The sequence below is a fragment of the Actinoplanes sp. NPDC019969 genome (assembly GCF_055562375.1).
The window spans coordinates 237,196-251,259 of the sequence record NZ_JBVHFK010000013.1 but is presented as its reverse complement, the minus strand read 5'-3'; the positions used below and the strand labels follow the sequence as shown (position 1 = coordinate 251,259).

Here is a 14,064-nt window from a genome sequence, read left to right as displayed (position 1 = left end):
CTCAGGCATCGGCTGATCCGGCGGCGTCGACCAGGGTGGTCAGCGCGGCGATGACGGCGGGTCGCTGGTCGGCGGGGATGTTGCGCAGGAGCTCCGCGAAGCGGGCGGCGCGGGCCACCGCCAGCTCACCGGCGGCACGCCTGCCGTCCGGGGTCAGCTCCAGCCACACCAGCCGGGCGTCGCCGGCGCGCTCGGCGCGGCGCACCCAGCCACGGCCGGTCAACTGGCTGACCAGGCGGCTGACCGTGCTCTTCTCCAGGCGCAGCCGCTCGCCCAGCGCGCTCTGGGTGAGCGGGCCGTCCCGGTCCAGCTCGCCCACGGCGTGCGCCTCGGAGGTCGGCACGGGGGTGCCGCACGGGGTGCGGTCCGGCTGGTGCAGGCCGAACGCGCGGACGAACGCCGTGATCCGTCCCTGCAGGACGAGCGCCTGTTCCAGATCATCGTCCATCATGGTTCGACCGTACAACCAATCAGTTCGACGATGCAACCATCTCAGTTCTGTGGGATCGGCCAGGTGGCTTCGGGGTGGCAGCGGGCCGGGCACGCCAGGATGTAGATCTCGTTGCCGAGGAAGAGGTGGGCCTGCTCGTCGCTCGTCCCGTACTCGTCCTTGTCCTTCATCGGCCACATGTCGAAGCCCGCGTTCTCCGGGACCTGGGCGAGGAACACCATGTCGGTGCCGCAGGCGCAGCGGTGCTGCTCCGGGTACTGGGCCCACGACGGCACCCCGCCGATCTTGAAGCCCTGCCGGCCGCGGACCCCGTCGACCACCTCGGTGTCCTGCCGCACGTGCAGCCGGTGCGACTCGACGAGCGGGTCCTCGTCGGGGGCCGGCTCTCCGGCCGGGCGGATCAGGATCCGCCAGAACGTGTCCTCGTCGGGCGGGCCCGGAACGTCGTCGTGCACCGGGCACTGGAAGGCGAGCAGGTGGTCGCCGCCGAAGTGCGGGACGCCGGCCGGGATCTCCACCTGGAAGAAGAAGACCATCCGGGCGCCGCAGTGACACGCCGGCCACGGCTCCCCGGCGGCCAGGAGCGGCCATCCGCCGATCGTGTTCCGGTCGCCACGAACGGCTGCGTCCGGCAGGGTGACGATGAGGTGGATCAGGCCGGGATCTGACATCCGCGCCACGATACCGGTCGGGTTCGATGGGAGGCGTGGACACGGTCATGCGGCTGTTCCGGGACGCGGTGGACAGCGTCCCGGCGTACCGGAGGTTCCTGGCGGCGCACGGGGTCGACCCGGGCGGGGTGACCGAGGCGGCGCAGATCCCGCTGATGACCGGGCGACTACCACCAGCGGTTCCCGCTGCCGGAGCGGTGCCGGGGCGGGCGGCTGGACACGGCGGCGATGGTGGCGGTGTCGTCCGGGCGGCCGACGGTCCGGCCCCGCACGATCCGGGACGAGGAGCCGGTCGCGGCGCGGTTCGAGCAGGTGTTCCGGGACGGGTTCGGCGCCGATCAGCGCAGCACCCTGGCCGTGGTGTGTTTCGCGCTGGGCAACGGGGCCGGCGGGATGTGCACGGTGGCGGCGTGCCGGACGCTGTCCGCGGACGGATATCCGGTGACGGTGACGGTGGCGGCGCCGGGCAACGACATCGACGAGATCCTGCGGCTGGCCGGTGAGCGGGGTGGGTCGTACGAGCAAACGGGGCGTGGCGTCGCTGTACGGCACGGCCGATGCGGGGGTGCTGGGCAACAAGACGCCCGGGAGCGTACGGGTACGCCGGTTCCTGGCCGGGCGGCCCGATGTCGCGTCCCGGCTGTTCGGGGATTCCCGCCTGCCGACCCTGGTGCAGTACGACCCGGCCGCCCGCGCGTTCGAGACCGCCCCGGACGGGACGCTGGTGTTCAGCGCGGACGGCACGGTGTACGTGTTCGGCCGTTCCCCGCTCACGGTGTCGTTCTTCGGCGCCAACGTGTACCCGGAGAACGTCGCCGTCGGCCTGGAACAACCGCCGGTCAGCGGGTGGACGACGGGACGTTTCGTGCTGCGTACCCTCGAGGATTCCGATCGTGACCGGCATCTGCGGGTGATCGTCGAGCTGGCCGCCGGCGCGGAGCCGACTCCGGACCGTGCCCGGCTGGCCGCCGCGTCGATCCGTGCCGAGCTGTTGCGCCTGAACAGCGAGTTCGCCGACTACGCGCCGCCGGAGAGGCAGACGCCACTGGCCGAGCTGCGGCCCGCCGACGACCCGGAGTTCTTCCCGAAGGGTGTCAAACACCGCTGCACCCGGCCGGTCTAGACCTTCACGGCGCCGATGCCAAGGGTGCTGGTGGCCGGCAGCAGGCCGGCGGTGAGGACGGCGCCCAGCAGCGGCAGGTTCAGTTCGGCCAGCCGGGCCGCGCGGGTCTCGCCGAGGGCGCGCCACGGACCGGCGGCCAGCTCGTCGGTGTGGCGCTCGACCTGGTCACGCAGCTCCTGACCGGCCGGGGTGGCGGTGCCGTCGGGGGTCAGCAGGCCCCGGCCGGTGAGACGGTGCCGTGCGGCCGCCCACTCGTCGTCGCTCCATCCGCGGCCGGCGAAACCGGCGACGGGTGCGGCGCCGATCGCGGCGAACGAGACGAGCGCCTCGCAGGCGTCCAGGCCGGCGGTGCGGAGGGCGGTCAGGTGGCCGTCGCCGCGGTGCTCGCGCAGGATCGTGTAGGCGTGCCAGAGCCGCAGGTGCGGTTCGTCCGGCCAGGGCAGGTCGAGGTTGGCCGCGGCCAGAGGCCGATGCGCCACATCGATGCTCTCCGCGGCGATGCGGGCCAGGGCGGCGGCTTCCGAGAGGTCGCCTTCATGAAGACCCTTGAGGGTACGGTCGACCGCTTGCCACCGCGCCTCGACGACCTTCCCGGGCGCCGCCGTGTCCCAGACGGCCGGGACGTGCTCGGCGATGGTCGCCGGGCTGAAGCTGTAGTACGTCGCGGCGACCAGGTGCGGTCCGGCCGCGCCGAGCGGGGCGGTGCGCCACGCGAAGTAGCTGGGCCAGCGGGATTCGACGTCGTAGCCGAGCGCGGCCGCCTCCTCGAACGCCTCCGGGCTGAAGTAGAGCGTCGCGTGCACCGGCTCGATCTGGTGCCACATGTTCCGTGCGAGTGTGGGCATCGCCAGCATCCTCACTGTCTATGTACGCTATGACAGTGACGGTAGATCCCTGGCGCATCACTGGTCAATCCCAAATAGACAGTTACGTCGGCCGGTGGGTCGAACAGGCTGTCACCCTGATCAACTCCACCGAGGACATCGGCGAGCTGACCCCGGTCGCCGACGCGCTGCGCCCCCTGTTCGGCGCCGGCGAGCACCTGGACACCGCCGTGGCCCGGCTCAACGACCTGCTGACCAGGCACCGCGCGGTGCCCAACCTGCACGGGCACCCGGGGCAGCCCCCGGTCCTCGCCTTCCACCGCCCGGACGCCACCCGCGTCGACGCGTGGGCCGCCGACATGGGCACCGCGCTCGCCATGGTGATCGGCGTCGGCCAGGCCGCCCGCCTCGGCGCGTGCGAAGCCGAGCGGTGCGCGCGGGTCTTCTTCGACACCACCCGCAACGCCTCCCGCCGATTCTGCGGCCTGACCTGCCAGAACCGGGCCAAGGCCAGCGCCTACCGGGCCCGCAGGGCGGCGCGCTGAGCGATTTGTCGGCATGATGCTGCGGTGCATCCGTTGATCGCCGCTTTCGGCCTCGCCGTCCTCCTCTCCGCGACCGGCGCAGGCCTGGAAGGAGTCGATCTCCAGTACGGGGCCGAGACAGCGGCCATGCTGTTCCTGGCCGGGTTCACCGCGCTGGCCGGCCGGTCCGTCCCGCGGCCGCTGCGTCTCGCCCTGTTCACCGTCGCCGTGCTGCTGGCCGCCGCCGCCGTGGTGGAACTCGTCGCGCTCCGGATGCCGTCGCCCGGGCTGCCGCCCCGCGGCGCCAACGGCTGCCCGCTCGCCACCGGGCCGCACGCCGACTACTGGCGGGACCGGCTCTGGTCCGGCCAGCTGGCGGAGCTGCTCCGGTTCGGCGCGGTGGCCTCCGCGGCGGTGGCGGTGCTGGCGCTGCCCGGCTCACGGCGCACCCGCACCCTGGCGCTGCTGACCGTACCCGCCGTGGTGTTCGGCCTCTTCGTGATCGCCTCCGGCCCGAAGGACCCCGGCCGGATCGCCGCGATCTCCCCCGCCCTGCTGACCCTGCTCGCCGCGGGCATCCTGACCGCCTCTGCCGTCACCCGTGCCGTCAGCGGCCTGGCCACCCGGGTCGCGCTCATCGCCGGCGCGGTCCTGACCTTCGCCGCGGTCCTGCCGGGCGCCGACGACCTGGCGTCCCTGCACCGGCAGATCCCCGAGCCGGAGAGCGCCTTCACACTCTGCGGCTACGCGTTCGGCGCCGCCACCGCTCCCCCGGTCGGCGCCGTCGCTCTGACAGCCGCCGCGGCAGTGCTGTTCCTGGCCGCGCCCGCCTTGGTCACCTGGGCGGTGCTGCGGGCCGGCCGGCTCAACTGAGGCGCTCGCGGCCCTCCCGGATCACGTTGACGCCGGCGTTGCCGCTGCCGTGCGACGGGGTGTCCGCGGTGGGTTCGGTGTCGACCGGGCTCGCCTCGGTCTCCTCCGCACCGGTGACGTGCTGGTCGGTGCTGCTGCCGGCGTCCTCGCCGTGAACCTTCCGCTCCTCGCCCACTGCCGTCACCCTCCGCTCGAACCGTTCCGTCCGACATCGGTTACCCGTACCTGACCGCCGAAACCCCGGCTGGTTCTCATGGCTGTCTCAGCGGCGCTGAGGCAGCCATGAGAACCAGCCGGCGGGGTGACCGCGACGCGCATGCATGGCCCGCACCCGCGGGACGGCCGTGAGGGGAGGCCTGCCGTGGCCGCCGCGAGGCACGGGACGCTGCGTGGCCCGTACCCCGGCCGGGTTTGCCGTTTCCGGCCGGGAAGTGACCTGATCGATTTCTAGCGTGGCCGCATGACGAACATCCGCCCGTTCCGTATCGACATCCCGCAGTCGCAACTCGACGACCTGACGGCCCGCCTCGCCAACACCCGGTGGCCGGACGAGCTGCCCGGAGTCGGCTGGAGCCGTGGCGTCCCCGTCGGATACCTGCGGGAGGTCGCCGACCACTGGCGCACCGGCTTCGACTGGCGGGCCCAGGAGGCGGCCCTCAACGCGTACCCGCAGCACGTGACCACCATCGACGGGCAGAACCTGCACTTCCTGCACGTGCCGTCGCCCCGGCCGGACGCCACGCCGCTGCTCCTGCTGCACGGCTGGCCCGGCTCGGTGGTGGACTACCTCGACGTCATCGGGCCGCTGACCGATCCCGGCGCCTTCCACCTGGTCATCCCGTCGCTGCCGGGATTCGGGTTCTCCACCCCGCTGGCCGGGCCCGGGATGAACGCGGACCGGGTCGCCGGCATCCTCGCGGCGCTGATGGCCCGGCTCGGGTACGGCAGGTACGGCGTCCACGGCTACGACTGGGGCGCCTGGATCGGCGCAGCGGTGGGCCGGCACGACCCGGAACGGGTCATCGGCGTCCACCTCACCGCGCTGGTCACCGTCCCGGACGGCGAGATCGGCGAGCTCAGCGTGGCCGACCAGCGACGCTGGGAGCGCATGCCGAACTTCAACGACGGCTATCTGCAGTGCAACGCCAAACGGCCGCAGACCGTGGGGTACGCCCTGACCGACTCCCCGGTCGGCCAGCTCGCCTGGATCATCGAGAAGTTCAAGGAACTCACCGATCCGGAGGAGGCCCTGCCGGAGGCCGCCATCGACCGCGACCGGATCCTCACCGACGTGTCGCTCTACTGGCTGACGGGCACGGCCGCCTCCGCCGCCCAGATCTACTACGAGGAGTTCTCGGCGCCGGTACCGGGCGGCGGCGGGCGCGGCACGGTGCCCACCGGCGTCCTGGTGTCCGCTCACGACACGACGATCCGCCCCTGGGCCGAACGCGATCACCACATCGTCCACTGGACGGACCTCGGCAAGGGCGGCCACTTCCTCGCCATGGAGACACCCGATCTGCTCGTCGATGACATCCGGACGTTCTTCCACAAGCCGAAACCTGAAGCAAAGGTCTGAGTTACCCCTTATGTCGCGGATGGCCCGGCGACCTGAGGGAGAGGCAAGCCCATGCGTACGATCCTGAAAGCGGCCCTCATCGCCGCCTCCCTGGCGGTTCTCGCGCCCGGCACCGCCGCGCAGGCCAAACCGTCGCGGGAGGTGACCGCGATGCTCGGCACGTACGGTTTCGGGCGGGCCGGTGTCATCGGGCAGTCCGGGCAGCAGGCCGGGGTGTGGCGGTCGTACTCGGTCCGGTCCGGGTTCGGCGGGGACGACCTGATCGTCACCTACCGGCCCCGGACCAGGCCGGCCAAGTACGAGACGCAGGTCTACACCGCCGCGTTCAACGAGGTCGCCGACGCGTCCGGGGAGTGCCGGAAGGTCGGCGAGAACGGTGTCGCCCGCCGGGTCTGGGTGTCGTTCCGCTGCCGGACCGGGTTCGCCCCCAGTTACACGCTGCTGGTGCGCTGACGCGTGATCCGTGGCCCGGCGGGTAGCCGAGCCCGCACCTGGCCGACTTCATCCGCACCTGTCACGCCGAGGCCCTGCTGCTCGGGCTGATCGGAAATGTCAGGGGGTGCGGTTAGGGTCCGGGGCGTGCTGGAGAGACTTTCCGATGTGCCCTGGGCCGAGCTGACACACGCCTACGGTTCGGCGGCCGACGTTCCCGGCCAGATCCGGGCGCTGGCCTCCCCCGACCCCGCGGTGCGCGCCGCGGCGTACCGGAAGTCGTTCGGCAACATCTTCCACCAGGGCACCCGGACCCAGGCGAGCGCGTTCGCCGCGCCGTTCCTGCTCGAGCTGCTGGCCGACCCCGCCACCCCGGACCGGCCCGGTCTCCTCGAGCTGCTGACCGCCCTCGCGATCGGCTACGACGAGTCGTGGCTGCCCCATCCCTTCCCGGCTGCCGACCTGCGCAGGCGCGCCGACGGCGGCGACGTGGTGCTGGCGGGCAAGCCGCTGCCCACCGGTGAGGAGGACGACCCCGGCGACTACGAATACGGGGAATCGCTCGACGAGGACGATCAGGAGCGGATGTACGCGTTCATCGACCTGGCCGTCCACGAGGCGGTCCGGGCCGGGGTTCCGCTGCTGCGCACCCTGCTGATCGACGCCGATCCCGCCGTGCGGACCGCCGCGGCGTACGCGCTGGCCTGGTTCCCCGAGGACGCCGCCGGCAGCATCGCCCCGCTGACCGCCGCCGCCACCGGCCCGGACGACACGGTCGCGGCGTCCGCGCTGGTCGCCCTCGGCCTGCTCGGCGCCCCCGACGACACCGTCCTGCGGGCTGCCGTGTCCGGCGATCGGGAGCTGCCCCGATGGGGTGCGGCGGTCGCACTGGCCGCCCTGCACGGCCCGGGCGCCGGCCTGGACGCGGTGGCGGAGCTGCACACCTGGGCGGCAGGTGACCGTCCGGCTCCCGGCGGTATCCCGTACCTCGAAGGCAACCTGTCCGGTTACGCCGCGCTCGCGTTGCGCCAGCTCGGTGACGCGCACGCCGGCTCCGCGTTCGACACGCTGCTCGCCCGGATCCCGTCGGTCGACGGCCCGGACGCCATCCCGGTCGTCAAGGAGGCGCTGAGCCTCGCGTTCCCCGACGGCCGGATCGCCGCGGGCACCCGTTTCACCGATCTCACCGATCGTCAGCAGCGCCTGGTCCGCGCCCTCGCCGGCTCACCGTCCACCTGGCAGTGGGGTGACTTCGGCGTGTTCGGCGACTTCATGGGCATGGTCCACGGGTACGGCCTGCCGATGACCGCCGAGGCGATGGCCACGTTCGCCGCCGCCGACGGGCTATCGTGACGGCATGGGTTGCTGCTGCTGCGCCGCCATGAACATCCGCCCCGCCGTCTGACGGCGGTCTCGCGGTTCGCCGTTCCCCGGCCCGCGCCTTTGCACCGCCGGATCAGTGTCCCGCCGGCAGCGCTTCCGCATGCTCGCTGTGCTGCCGGATCCTCCTGCCTTGATCCGGAGCCACCTCATGTCCCAGCATCCGTGCCTGTTCCTCATGGTCGGCCTGCCCGGCGCCGGGAAGACCACCCGGGCCGCCGAGATCGCCGCCACCCACCGCGCCCTGCGGCTGACCCCGGACGAGTGGATGATCCCGCTCTTCGACGGAACCCAGCCCGACGGCAGGCGCGACCTCCTGGAGGGCCTGTTCCTCAACGTCGCCGTGGCGGCGCTGCGCCTGGGCACCAGCGTCGTCCTCGACTTCGGCCTCTGGAGCCGCGACGAACGATCCGCGCTGCGCGGCCTGGCCGCCTCAGCCGGCGCCGCCTGTCAGGTGGTCTACCTGCCGGTCGGCCTGGCCGTCCAGCGAACCCGGGTCGCCCGCCGTCAGGCGACCGCCCCGCACACCACGTTCCCGATCTCCGACGCCGAGATCGTCTACTGGCGGGACCGGTTCGAGGCGCCCGACCCCGCCGAACTCGACGCCGCCTCCCCGATCCCGGGTCCCCCACCGGGCTGGCCCGGCTGGCCGGAGTGGGCCGCCGACCGCTGGCCCTCCTTCACCCCGACCTCACCCGCATAGCCCTCCGGCTGGTCGTCGGTGCTGTATCCCGCCGCCTGAGACAGCACTGACGACCAGCCAGGGTTGCACCGTTGCCGGCCCGCAACCGGGTGACATAGTCGTCGGGAAGCGGCCGGGCGACGATCACGACTCGTCCGCGCGTTGGTGGCCGGGAGACGCGATGGTCATGGTGGTGAAGGGTGGCCGATGAGTCAGAGGCGCTACTGGGAGACCGCGGGGGCGGAGAAGACGTTCACACATCCGGTGTGCCGGGATTGGCTGGCGAGGGTCAGCCGGACCGCCCGGGTGCTGGACTACGGATGCGGTTATGGCCGGGTCATGGCGGAGCTGAGCGATCTCGGCTTCGATCGTGTCGCCGGGGCGGACATCTCGGCGGCGCTCCTCGCCCGGGGCCGCCGGATGCTGCCGGATCTCCGGTTCGAGCTGATCGAGTCGCCGCCCGGGCTGGACCATCCGGCGGGGAGCTTCGACGCGATCCTGCTGTTCGCGGTGCTCACCTGCGTTCCCGCGGACGAGGACCAACGGGCGCTGATCGCCGAGGTCCGCCGCCTGCTGGCGCCCGGCGGGCTGCTGTACGTGAGCGATCTCGTCCTCCAGACCGACGACCGTAACCGGCGCCGGTACGCCACCGGTGCGGGACGGAACGGTACGCCCCATGGAGTCTTCGCCACCGACGACGGCGCGGTCTGCCGGCACCACGACCCCAGGCACCTGCGGGGTCTTCTCGACGGTTTCGAGCCGGTGGCCGAACGCGGCATCGAGGTACCCACCATGAACGGGAACCCGGCGACCGCCCTGCAGCTACTGGTCCAGGTGGGTGGTGTCGTTGAGGCGTACGACGGCACGGTTGTGGAAGAAGTCGTCCTCGTGCAATGAGGTGATGCCGCCGGCGGAGAACCTGAAGTTGACGTAGCCGGCGGCGTCGATCGGCATGCCGATCCAGGCGGCGACGAGGAACGTTGCCGTGCCGCCGTGCGCGACCACGATCTGGTGCGGAACGTCGGAACGCCGGATCCGGTCCATCGCCCGGTAGGCCCGTACCGCCAGCTCCCCTTTGGTCTCGGCTCCCGGGATGCCCTCGTCGTGGCGCATCCGCTCGCCGACCGCGGGCGGCGGGATGAACCGCTCGTCGAGCCACGCCTGCGGACGGCCACCGGCCTCCCCGTACGACTTCTCGCGCAGATCAGCGTCCAGCACCACGTCGGCGCCGAGCCGCTCGGCGATGATCTCGGCCGTACGCCGGGTGCGCAGCAGGTCGGACGAGAACACCTCGGCAGCTGGAAGCAGCCCCGCCAGAGTTTCCGCGATCCGAACGGCATGCCGCAGCCCACGGGCCGTCAGATCCGAGTCGTACCAGCCTCCGACCAGGTCATCGACGTGATGTGTCGCTTCCGGATGGGTGACCAGATAGACGTTGCGCACCACGGTTCTCCTGTTCTGCCAGCCGCCCGTCGGCGGCGCGCATGACCTTGGCCGGGTTGTGGTCCAGCGGGCCGCACCACGGCAGCTCGCGGCGTGCCCGGGCATGGATGCGCCGGACGATGGCGGCGAGTTGGGCGACCTCCGGCGCGCCGGCGGCGAGCGCCCGGTGGAAGGCGACGGCCCAGTCGCCGGCGCCGCACGGGGTCCAGCCGTCCCCCAGCAGTGTCCGTTGCGCTTCCCGGGGTGTCATGCCGTCGAGCGTAGACATCGCGGGTGCCCGGGGAACGTCCCCCTCGCCCGTTCCCCGGGCACCCGGATCACCGACGGTACCGACCGATGTCGATACCGTCGTCCCACGCCGGGTTGACCCCGTCTCCACCCACGGGGGTAGGTCAGGCGGTGAGGGCCGGATAGTCGGTGTAGCCGCGGTGGTCGCCACCGAAGAACGACGCCCGGTCCGGGGTGTTGAACGGGCCGCCCGCCGCGAGCCGGGCCGGGAGGTCCGGGTTGGCCAGGAACAGCGCGCCGTACGAGACCAGGTCGGCGAGGCCGTCGGTGATCAGGGCGAGCGCGTCCGGGCCGGTGACGTCGGGGTGGGTGGCCGGGTTGACGATGAACGTGGCCGGCCACTGGGCGCGCAGCTTGCGGGTGAGTTCCCGGTCGGGGCTCTCCACGATGTGCAGGTAGGCCAGGCGGATCTCGGCGAGACGGGCGGCGAGGGCGGTGTAGACCTCCTCCGTACCCTCCTCGGAGATGTCGTTGTAGGGGTTGTCGGGCGAGATCCGGAAACCGACCTTGTCGCCGCCGATCGCGCCGGCGACCGCCGCGGCGACCTCCACGCCGAAGCGGATGCGACCCTCCACACTGCCGCCCCAGCCGTCGGTACGCCGGTTGACGCCGGACGCCAGGAACTGGTGCACCAGGTACCCGTTCGCCCCGTGGATCTCCACGCCGTCGAACCCGGCGGCGATCGCGTTGCGGGCGGCGGTGACGAAGTCGGCGATGGTCGCGGTGATCTCGTCCTCGGTCAGCTCGTGCGGGACGACGAAGTCCTGCGGCCCGCCGTGGGTGTAGAGCTGGCCGGCGGCCCGGACCGGGGACGGCGCGACCGGGATCAGCCCGTCCGGCAGCAGGCTCGGGTGGCCGATCCGGCCGCTGTGCATGAGCTGCGCGAAGATCACGCCATCCTCGGCGTGGACCGCGTCGGTGACCCGGCGCCACGCCGCCACCTGCTCGGCCGAGTGCAGGCCCGGGGTGTCGTCGTAGCCCTGGCCGACCACCGACGGCTGCACACCCTCGGTGATGATCAGGCCGGCCGAGGCGCGCTGCGCGTAGTAGGTGGCGGTCAGCTCGGTCGGGGTCGCGCCGGGGCCGTACGCGCGACTTCGGGTCATCGGCGCCATCGCGATGCGGTTGGCCAGCTTGGTGCCGGCGAGATCGTACGAGTCGAATGCGTCAGCCATGGCCGTTCCCCTCGGATAAAGTTCGCAACGCGAACCAAGTTAGTTCGCGGCGCGAAGTAACGCAAGGTAGGGTGGAACACATGGCAGACGACCCGGGACTCGGCAACACCCTGGTGTGCCTGTCCACCATGATCCAGCGGCGTTATGCGCAGATCTGCGCCGACCACGACCTGACCGTCGCCCAGGCCCAGCTGCTCGGCCTGGTCAAGGACGGCCCGCGCGGCCTCACCGAGCTGTCCCACCTGCTCGGCCTGGCCAAACCCGGGCTGAGCGGCCTGGTCGACCGCACCGAGCGCCGCGGCCTGGTCCAGCGCATGTCCTGCACGCAGGACCGCCGCGCCTGCGACCTGACCAGCACCCCGCTGGGCAAACAGGTCGGCGACGCCCTGCACGCCGACGTCGGCGCCCGCCTTCCGGAGATCATCGCCGACCTCCCCGCCGCTGATCGCGAGACGTTCGCCCACCTGCTCACCGTGATCACGGGCGGCCGTTGACAATCGACGCATGCGGATCTCCCGACGCGTCACCGCCCTCGCCGGCGCCGGCGGTGTGATCGTCTTCCTCGCCGCCGTGACGGCCCTGCATCTGCTGCCCACCGGCCTCGACCCGATCGGCCGCACGGTCAGCGAATACGTCAACGGGCCCTATGGCGGCCTGATCCCGGTGGCCGGCCTCGGCATCGGTCTCGGCTCCCTCGCCATCGCCCGCGCCCTCGGCCGGCTGATCACCCGCGCCACCCGGATCGCGCTGACCGTCTGGGGCGTGGCGATGCTGGTGGTCGCCGCCTTCCCCGCCGACCCCGCGCCACCCGGCCGCCCGATCACCCTGACCACCGCCGGCACCGTCCACATCGTCGCCGGCGCGATCGCCTTCGGGTCACTGCCGGTAGCCGCCGTCCTGATCAGCCGCGCGACCCGCCGCACGCTCCGGATCCTCGGCCTCCTCACCCCTCTCGGCCTGCTGTTCTTCCTGATCACACTGGTCAACCGGCCACCGGTCTCCCGCCTGATCGGCGAGCCGATCGCCTACGGCCTCGGCGAACGCGCCATGATCACCGTTTACTGCGCGTGGCTTCTGGCTGCCGCTTCCCAGGCATTTCACAAACCCTCTCCCGGTACGCCGTGAGCCGCCCCACCCCGGACCGTCTACTCCCCGGCGAGACCCGCACCCACTCCCATCGGGCTGGCCGTCGGGGTGGTCGAGACACCAGCCGGGCAAGATCCACCGCTGACCGGGACGGGCCGTGCGTTCGCCTTCGAGATGAGGCGGCGCTGGGGTTCTACGCTCGCGGCGGTGACGACTTCTTTGGATCGGACCGTGCGGTCCGTGTGCGCGAGCTATCTGGAGATCGCCGACCGGTGTGCGCCCGGGCTCGTCGAAGGGCTCTACCTGCAGGGATCGATCGCGCTGGGTGACTACCGGCCCGGGGTCAGTGACATCGACTTCGTGGCGGTCGGCAGTGCGGCGGCCGAGCCGGCCAGCGCCGGGGAGATCCATCGGGAGTTGCGGCGGCGGCACGGGCGGAAACCGTACTTCGACGGGCTCTACGTCACCTGGGACGACCTCCGCTCTGATCCGGCGACGCTGCCGGGTGGGGTCGCGGTGCACGAGTGGCGGGTTCGAGGCGGATCCGATGCCGAACGGAACCTCGTCACCTGGCACGTTCTGGCGCGGGCTGGGGTGGCGGTCCGGGGGCCCGCGCTGGACGGGATGGTCCGTACCGACTGGCCGGCACTGGCCGCTGCCACCAGGGAGAACTTGGCCGGGTATTGGCCCCGGTGGGCCACGCGGACCGCCCGGTCCCCGGTCGGATTGTCGGCGTGGGCCACGAACTGGGGCGTGCTCGGGGTGGCCCGGCTGCGGCACACCCTCGCCGCCGGGCGGATCACCAGCAAGACGGAGGCTGCGGCATTCGCCGAGGTGACGTACGGGGACCGCTGGCACCCGATCATCCGGGAGGCGCTGCGGCTGCGCACCGGCGGCGACCCGGTCTACCGCAACCCGTGGCGTCGCCGCGCCGACATGCTGGGTTTCGTCCGCGAGGCCCTGCGCCGATGACCGCATGCGAGGCGGCGGCGATGACAGAACACGAGGTGTTGCGGCGATGACGGGACACGAGGTGTCACCCCGATGACCGAGTACGTGGAACGTGTCGATGCCGAGGATCGGGTGCTGGCCGTGGTGCCGCGCCGGGACGCCGTCCGTAACGGCTGGATGCACCGGATCGCGACCACGATCTGCCGTGACGACGACGGCCGGATCCTGGTGCACCGGCGGCCGGACGGGGTCAGCCGGTTCCCCGGTCACTACGAGACGAGTTTCGGTGGGGCGGTGCGGCCCGGCGAGACGTACGCCCGGGCCGCCCGCCGCGAACTGACCGAGGAGACCGGTCTGGACCTGCCGGTCCGGCACCTCGTCACGTTCCTGTGCCGAGGCGCGTACCACCTCGCCGTCCACGAGGCCCGCGTGCCGGAAGCCGCCCGGCTGCGCCCCGACCCGGCGGCGGTGGCGTGGCACGGCTGGCTCACCGAGGCGGAAGTCCTCGAGGCCCGGGAGCGGTGGCATTTCGTGCCGGACGGCCTGATCGCCCACGACCATGCCGCCGCCCGCTGGTGAACC

The 14,064-nt window shown here is 72.3% G+C and carries 20 protein-coding genes; 12 read left to right on the top strand and 8 right to left on the bottom strand.

What is annotated here, in order from left to right:
* Nucleotide 1: 1 nt before the first annotated feature.
* The 3 genes from ACZ3II_RS34205 to ACZ3II_RS34195 form a co-directional block, all read right to left on the bottom strand.
* Entirely contained in the window at nt 2–451 is a 450-nt protein-coding gene (locus ACZ3II_RS34205; RefSeq protein WP_465523134.1) for a MarR family winged helix-turn-helix transcriptional regulator, read from the bottom strand.
* 41 nt (nt 452–492) lie between these two features.
* A complete protein-coding gene (locus ACZ3II_RS34200) occupies nt 493–1,122 on the bottom strand; it encodes a YwqG family protein (RefSeq protein ID WP_465523132.1) in 630 nt (209 codons plus the stop codon).
* 338 nt (nt 1,123–1,460) lie between these two features.
* The gene (locus ACZ3II_RS34195) at nt 1,461–1,598 is read right to left on the bottom strand and encodes a hypothetical protein (protein WP_465523130.1); all 138 of its coding nucleotides are present in this window, start codon (nt 1,596–1,598) and stop codon (nt 1,461–1,463) included.
* Nucleotides 1,599–1,630: 32 nt separating this feature from the next.
* Here ACZ3II_RS34195 and ACZ3II_RS34190 point away from each other — a divergent pair, with 32 nt between their 5' ends.
* Nucleotides 1,631–2,245, top strand: a complete 615-nt coding sequence (locus ACZ3II_RS34190; protein ID WP_465523128.1) for a hypothetical protein — start codon at nt 1,631–1,633, stop codon at nt 2,243–2,245.
* On the opposite strand, the gene ACZ3II_RS34185 is transcribed toward ACZ3II_RS34190, so the two are convergent.
* Nucleotides 2,242–3,090 (bottom strand): SCO6745 family protein, encoded by an 849-nt coding sequence (locus tag ACZ3II_RS34185; RefSeq protein WP_465523126.1) that lies wholly within the window; start codon nt 3,088–3,090, stop codon nt 2,242–2,244. The genes ACZ3II_RS34190 and ACZ3II_RS34185 overlap by 4 nt on opposite strands.
* A gap of 35 nt (nt 3,091–3,125) precedes the next feature.
* Between ACZ3II_RS34185 and ACZ3II_RS34180 the strand changes: the two genes are divergently transcribed.
* Nucleotides 3,126–3,614 (top strand): CGNR zinc finger domain-containing protein, encoded by a 489-nt coding sequence (locus ACZ3II_RS34180; RefSeq protein ID WP_465523124.1) that lies wholly within the window; start codon nt 3,126–3,128, stop codon nt 3,612–3,614.
* A gap of 24 nt (nt 3,615–3,638) precedes the next feature.
* A complete protein-coding gene (locus ACZ3II_RS34175) occupies nt 3,639–4,466 on the top strand; it encodes a hypothetical protein (protein WP_465523122.1) in 828 nt (275 codons plus the stop codon).
* Here ACZ3II_RS34175 and ACZ3II_RS34170 read toward each other — a convergent pair.
* Nucleotides 4,459–4,641: a hypothetical protein gene (locus tag ACZ3II_RS34170; RefSeq protein WP_465523120.1), complete on the bottom strand. Its 183-nt coding sequence runs from the start codon at nt 4,639–4,641 to the stop codon at nt 4,459–4,461. The genes ACZ3II_RS34175 and ACZ3II_RS34170 overlap by 8 nt on opposite strands.
* Before the next feature lie 285 nt (nt 4,642–4,926).
* On the opposite strand from ACZ3II_RS34170, the gene ACZ3II_RS34165 reads away from it, so the two are divergent.
* The 5 genes from ACZ3II_RS34165 (at nt 4,927) to ACZ3II_RS34145 (ending at nt 9,436) form a co-directional block, all read left to right on the top strand.
* Nucleotides 4,927–6,045, top strand: a complete 1,119-nt coding sequence (locus ACZ3II_RS34165; protein ID WP_465523118.1) for an epoxide hydrolase family protein — start codon at nt 4,927–4,929, stop codon at nt 6,043–6,045.
* Nucleotides 6,046–6,096: 51 nt separating this feature from the next.
* Nucleotides 6,097–6,498 (top strand): hypothetical protein, encoded by a 402-nt coding sequence (locus ACZ3II_RS34160; protein ID WP_465523116.1) that lies wholly within the window; start codon nt 6,097–6,099, stop codon nt 6,496–6,498.
* Between the two features lie 126 nt (nt 6,499–6,624).
* On the top strand, nt 6,625–7,830 hold the full coding sequence (locus ACZ3II_RS34155; RefSeq protein ID WP_465523114.1) for a HEAT repeat domain-containing protein: 1,206 nt from the start codon (nt 6,625–6,627) through the stop codon (nt 7,828–7,830).
* Between the two features lie 178 nt (nt 7,831–8,008).
* Nucleotides 8,009–8,560, top strand: a complete 552-nt coding sequence (locus tag ACZ3II_RS34150) for a P-loop nucleotide/nucleoside kinase family protein (protein WP_465523112.1) — start codon at nt 8,009–8,011, stop codon at nt 8,558–8,560.
* Between the two features lie 186 nt (nt 8,561–8,746).
* Nucleotides 8,747–9,436 (top strand): class I SAM-dependent methyltransferase, encoded by a 690-nt coding sequence (locus tag ACZ3II_RS34145; RefSeq protein ID WP_465523110.1) that lies wholly within the window; start codon nt 8,747–8,749, stop codon nt 9,434–9,436.
* Here the strand turns inward: ACZ3II_RS34145 and ACZ3II_RS34140 are convergent.
* From ACZ3II_RS34140 to ACZ3II_RS34130, 3 genes are all read right to left on the bottom strand, one after another.
* Nucleotides 9,362–9,982 carry a histidine phosphatase family protein gene (locus ACZ3II_RS34140; RefSeq protein ID WP_465523108.1) on the bottom strand — a complete coding sequence of 207 codons (621 nt, stop codon included), beginning with the start codon at nt 9,980–9,982 and terminating at the stop codon, nt 9,362–9,364. The genes ACZ3II_RS34145 and ACZ3II_RS34140 overlap by 75 nt on opposite strands.
* Complete coding sequence (locus tag ACZ3II_RS34135; RefSeq protein WP_465523106.1) at nt 9,930–10,232, bottom strand: hypothetical protein; 303 nt, start codon at nt 10,230–10,232, stop codon at nt 9,930–9,932. The genes ACZ3II_RS34140 and ACZ3II_RS34135 overlap by 53 nt, the downstream gene beginning before the upstream one ends.
* Before the next feature lie 142 nt (nt 10,233–10,374).
* Nucleotides 10,375–11,445, bottom strand: a complete 1,071-nt coding sequence (locus tag ACZ3II_RS34130; RefSeq protein ID WP_465523104.1) for an alkene reductase — start codon at nt 11,443–11,445, stop codon at nt 10,375–10,377.
* 80 nt (nt 11,446–11,525) lie between these two features.
* On the opposite strand from ACZ3II_RS34130, the gene ACZ3II_RS34125 reads away from it, so the two are divergent.
* The 4 genes from ACZ3II_RS34125 to ACZ3II_RS34110 all read left to right on the top strand — a co-directional run bounded on the left by ACZ3II_RS34125 (nt 11,526) and on the right by ACZ3II_RS34110 (nt 14,061).
* The gene (locus tag ACZ3II_RS34125; RefSeq protein WP_465523102.1) at nt 11,526–11,939 is read left to right on the top strand and encodes a MarR family winged helix-turn-helix transcriptional regulator; all 414 of its coding nucleotides are present in this window, start codon (nt 11,526–11,528) and stop codon (nt 11,937–11,939) included.
* Nucleotides 11,940–11,949: 10 nt separating this feature from the next.
* Nucleotides 11,950–12,570, top strand: a complete 621-nt coding sequence (locus ACZ3II_RS34120; RefSeq protein ID WP_465523100.1) for a DUF998 domain-containing protein — start codon at nt 11,950–11,952, stop codon at nt 12,568–12,570.
* A 168-nt stretch (nt 12,571–12,738) separates the two neighbouring features.
* The gene (locus ACZ3II_RS34115; RefSeq protein ID WP_465523098.1) at nt 12,739–13,503 is read left to right on the top strand and encodes a nucleotidyltransferase domain-containing protein; all 765 of its coding nucleotides are present in this window, start codon (nt 12,739–12,741) and stop codon (nt 13,501–13,503) included.
* Nucleotides 13,504–13,575: 72 nt separating this feature from the next.
* Nucleotides 13,576–14,061: an NUDIX hydrolase gene (locus ACZ3II_RS34110; RefSeq protein ID WP_465523096.1), complete on the top strand. Its 486-nt coding sequence runs from the start codon at nt 13,576–13,578 to the stop codon at nt 14,059–14,061.
* Nucleotides 14,062–14,064: the final 3 nt, after the last annotated feature.

What these genes read in the sequence shown, in the direction of transcription:
- ACZ3II_RS34205 (WP_465523134.1), bottom strand. Translation starts at nt 451, where the DNA reads ATGATGGACGATGATCTGGAACAGGCGCTCGTCCTGCAGGGACGGATC.
- ACZ3II_RS34160 (WP_465523116.1), top strand. Translation starts at nt 6,097, where the DNA reads ATGCGTACGATCCTGAAAGCGGCCCTCATCGCCGCCTCCCTGGCGGTT.
- ACZ3II_RS34110 (WP_465523096.1), top strand. Translation starts at nt 13,576, where the DNA reads ATGACCGAGTACGTGGAACGTGTCGATGCCGAGGATCGGGTGCTGGCC.
- ACZ3II_RS34130 (WP_465523104.1), bottom strand. Translation starts at nt 11,445, where the DNA reads ATGGCTGACGCATTCGACTCGTACGATCTCGCCGGCACCAAGCTGGCC.
- ACZ3II_RS34185 (WP_465523126.1), bottom strand. Translation starts at nt 3,090, where the DNA reads ATGCCCACACTCGCACGGAACATGTGGCACCAGATCGAGCCGGTGCAC.
- ACZ3II_RS34165 (WP_465523118.1), top strand. Translation starts at nt 4,927, where the DNA reads ATGACGAACATCCGCCCGTTCCGTATCGACATCCCGCAGTCGCAACTC.
- ACZ3II_RS34195 (WP_465523130.1), bottom strand. Translation starts at nt 1,598, where the DNA reads ATGTCGTTGCCCGGCGCCGCCACCGTCACCGTCACCGGATATCCGTCC.
- ACZ3II_RS34145 (WP_465523110.1), top strand. Translation starts at nt 8,747, where the DNA reads ATGAGTCAGAGGCGCTACTGGGAGACCGCGGGGGCGGAGAAGACGTTC.
- ACZ3II_RS34125 (WP_465523102.1), top strand. Translation starts at nt 11,526, where the DNA reads ATGGCAGACGACCCGGGACTCGGCAACACCCTGGTGTGCCTGTCCACC.
- ACZ3II_RS34150 (WP_465523112.1), top strand. Translation starts at nt 8,009, where the DNA reads ATGTCCCAGCATCCGTGCCTGTTCCTCATGGTCGGCCTGCCCGGCGCC.
- ACZ3II_RS34120 (WP_465523100.1), top strand. Translation starts at nt 11,950, where the DNA reads ATGCGGATCTCCCGACGCGTCACCGCCCTCGCCGGCGCCGGCGGTGTG.
- ACZ3II_RS34135 (WP_465523106.1), bottom strand. Translation starts at nt 10,232, where the DNA reads ATGACACCCCGGGAAGCGCAACGGACACTGCTGGGGGACGGCTGGACC.
- ACZ3II_RS34200 (WP_465523132.1), bottom strand. Translation starts at nt 1,122, where the DNA reads ATGTCAGATCCCGGCCTGATCCACCTCATCGTCACCCTGCCGGACGCA.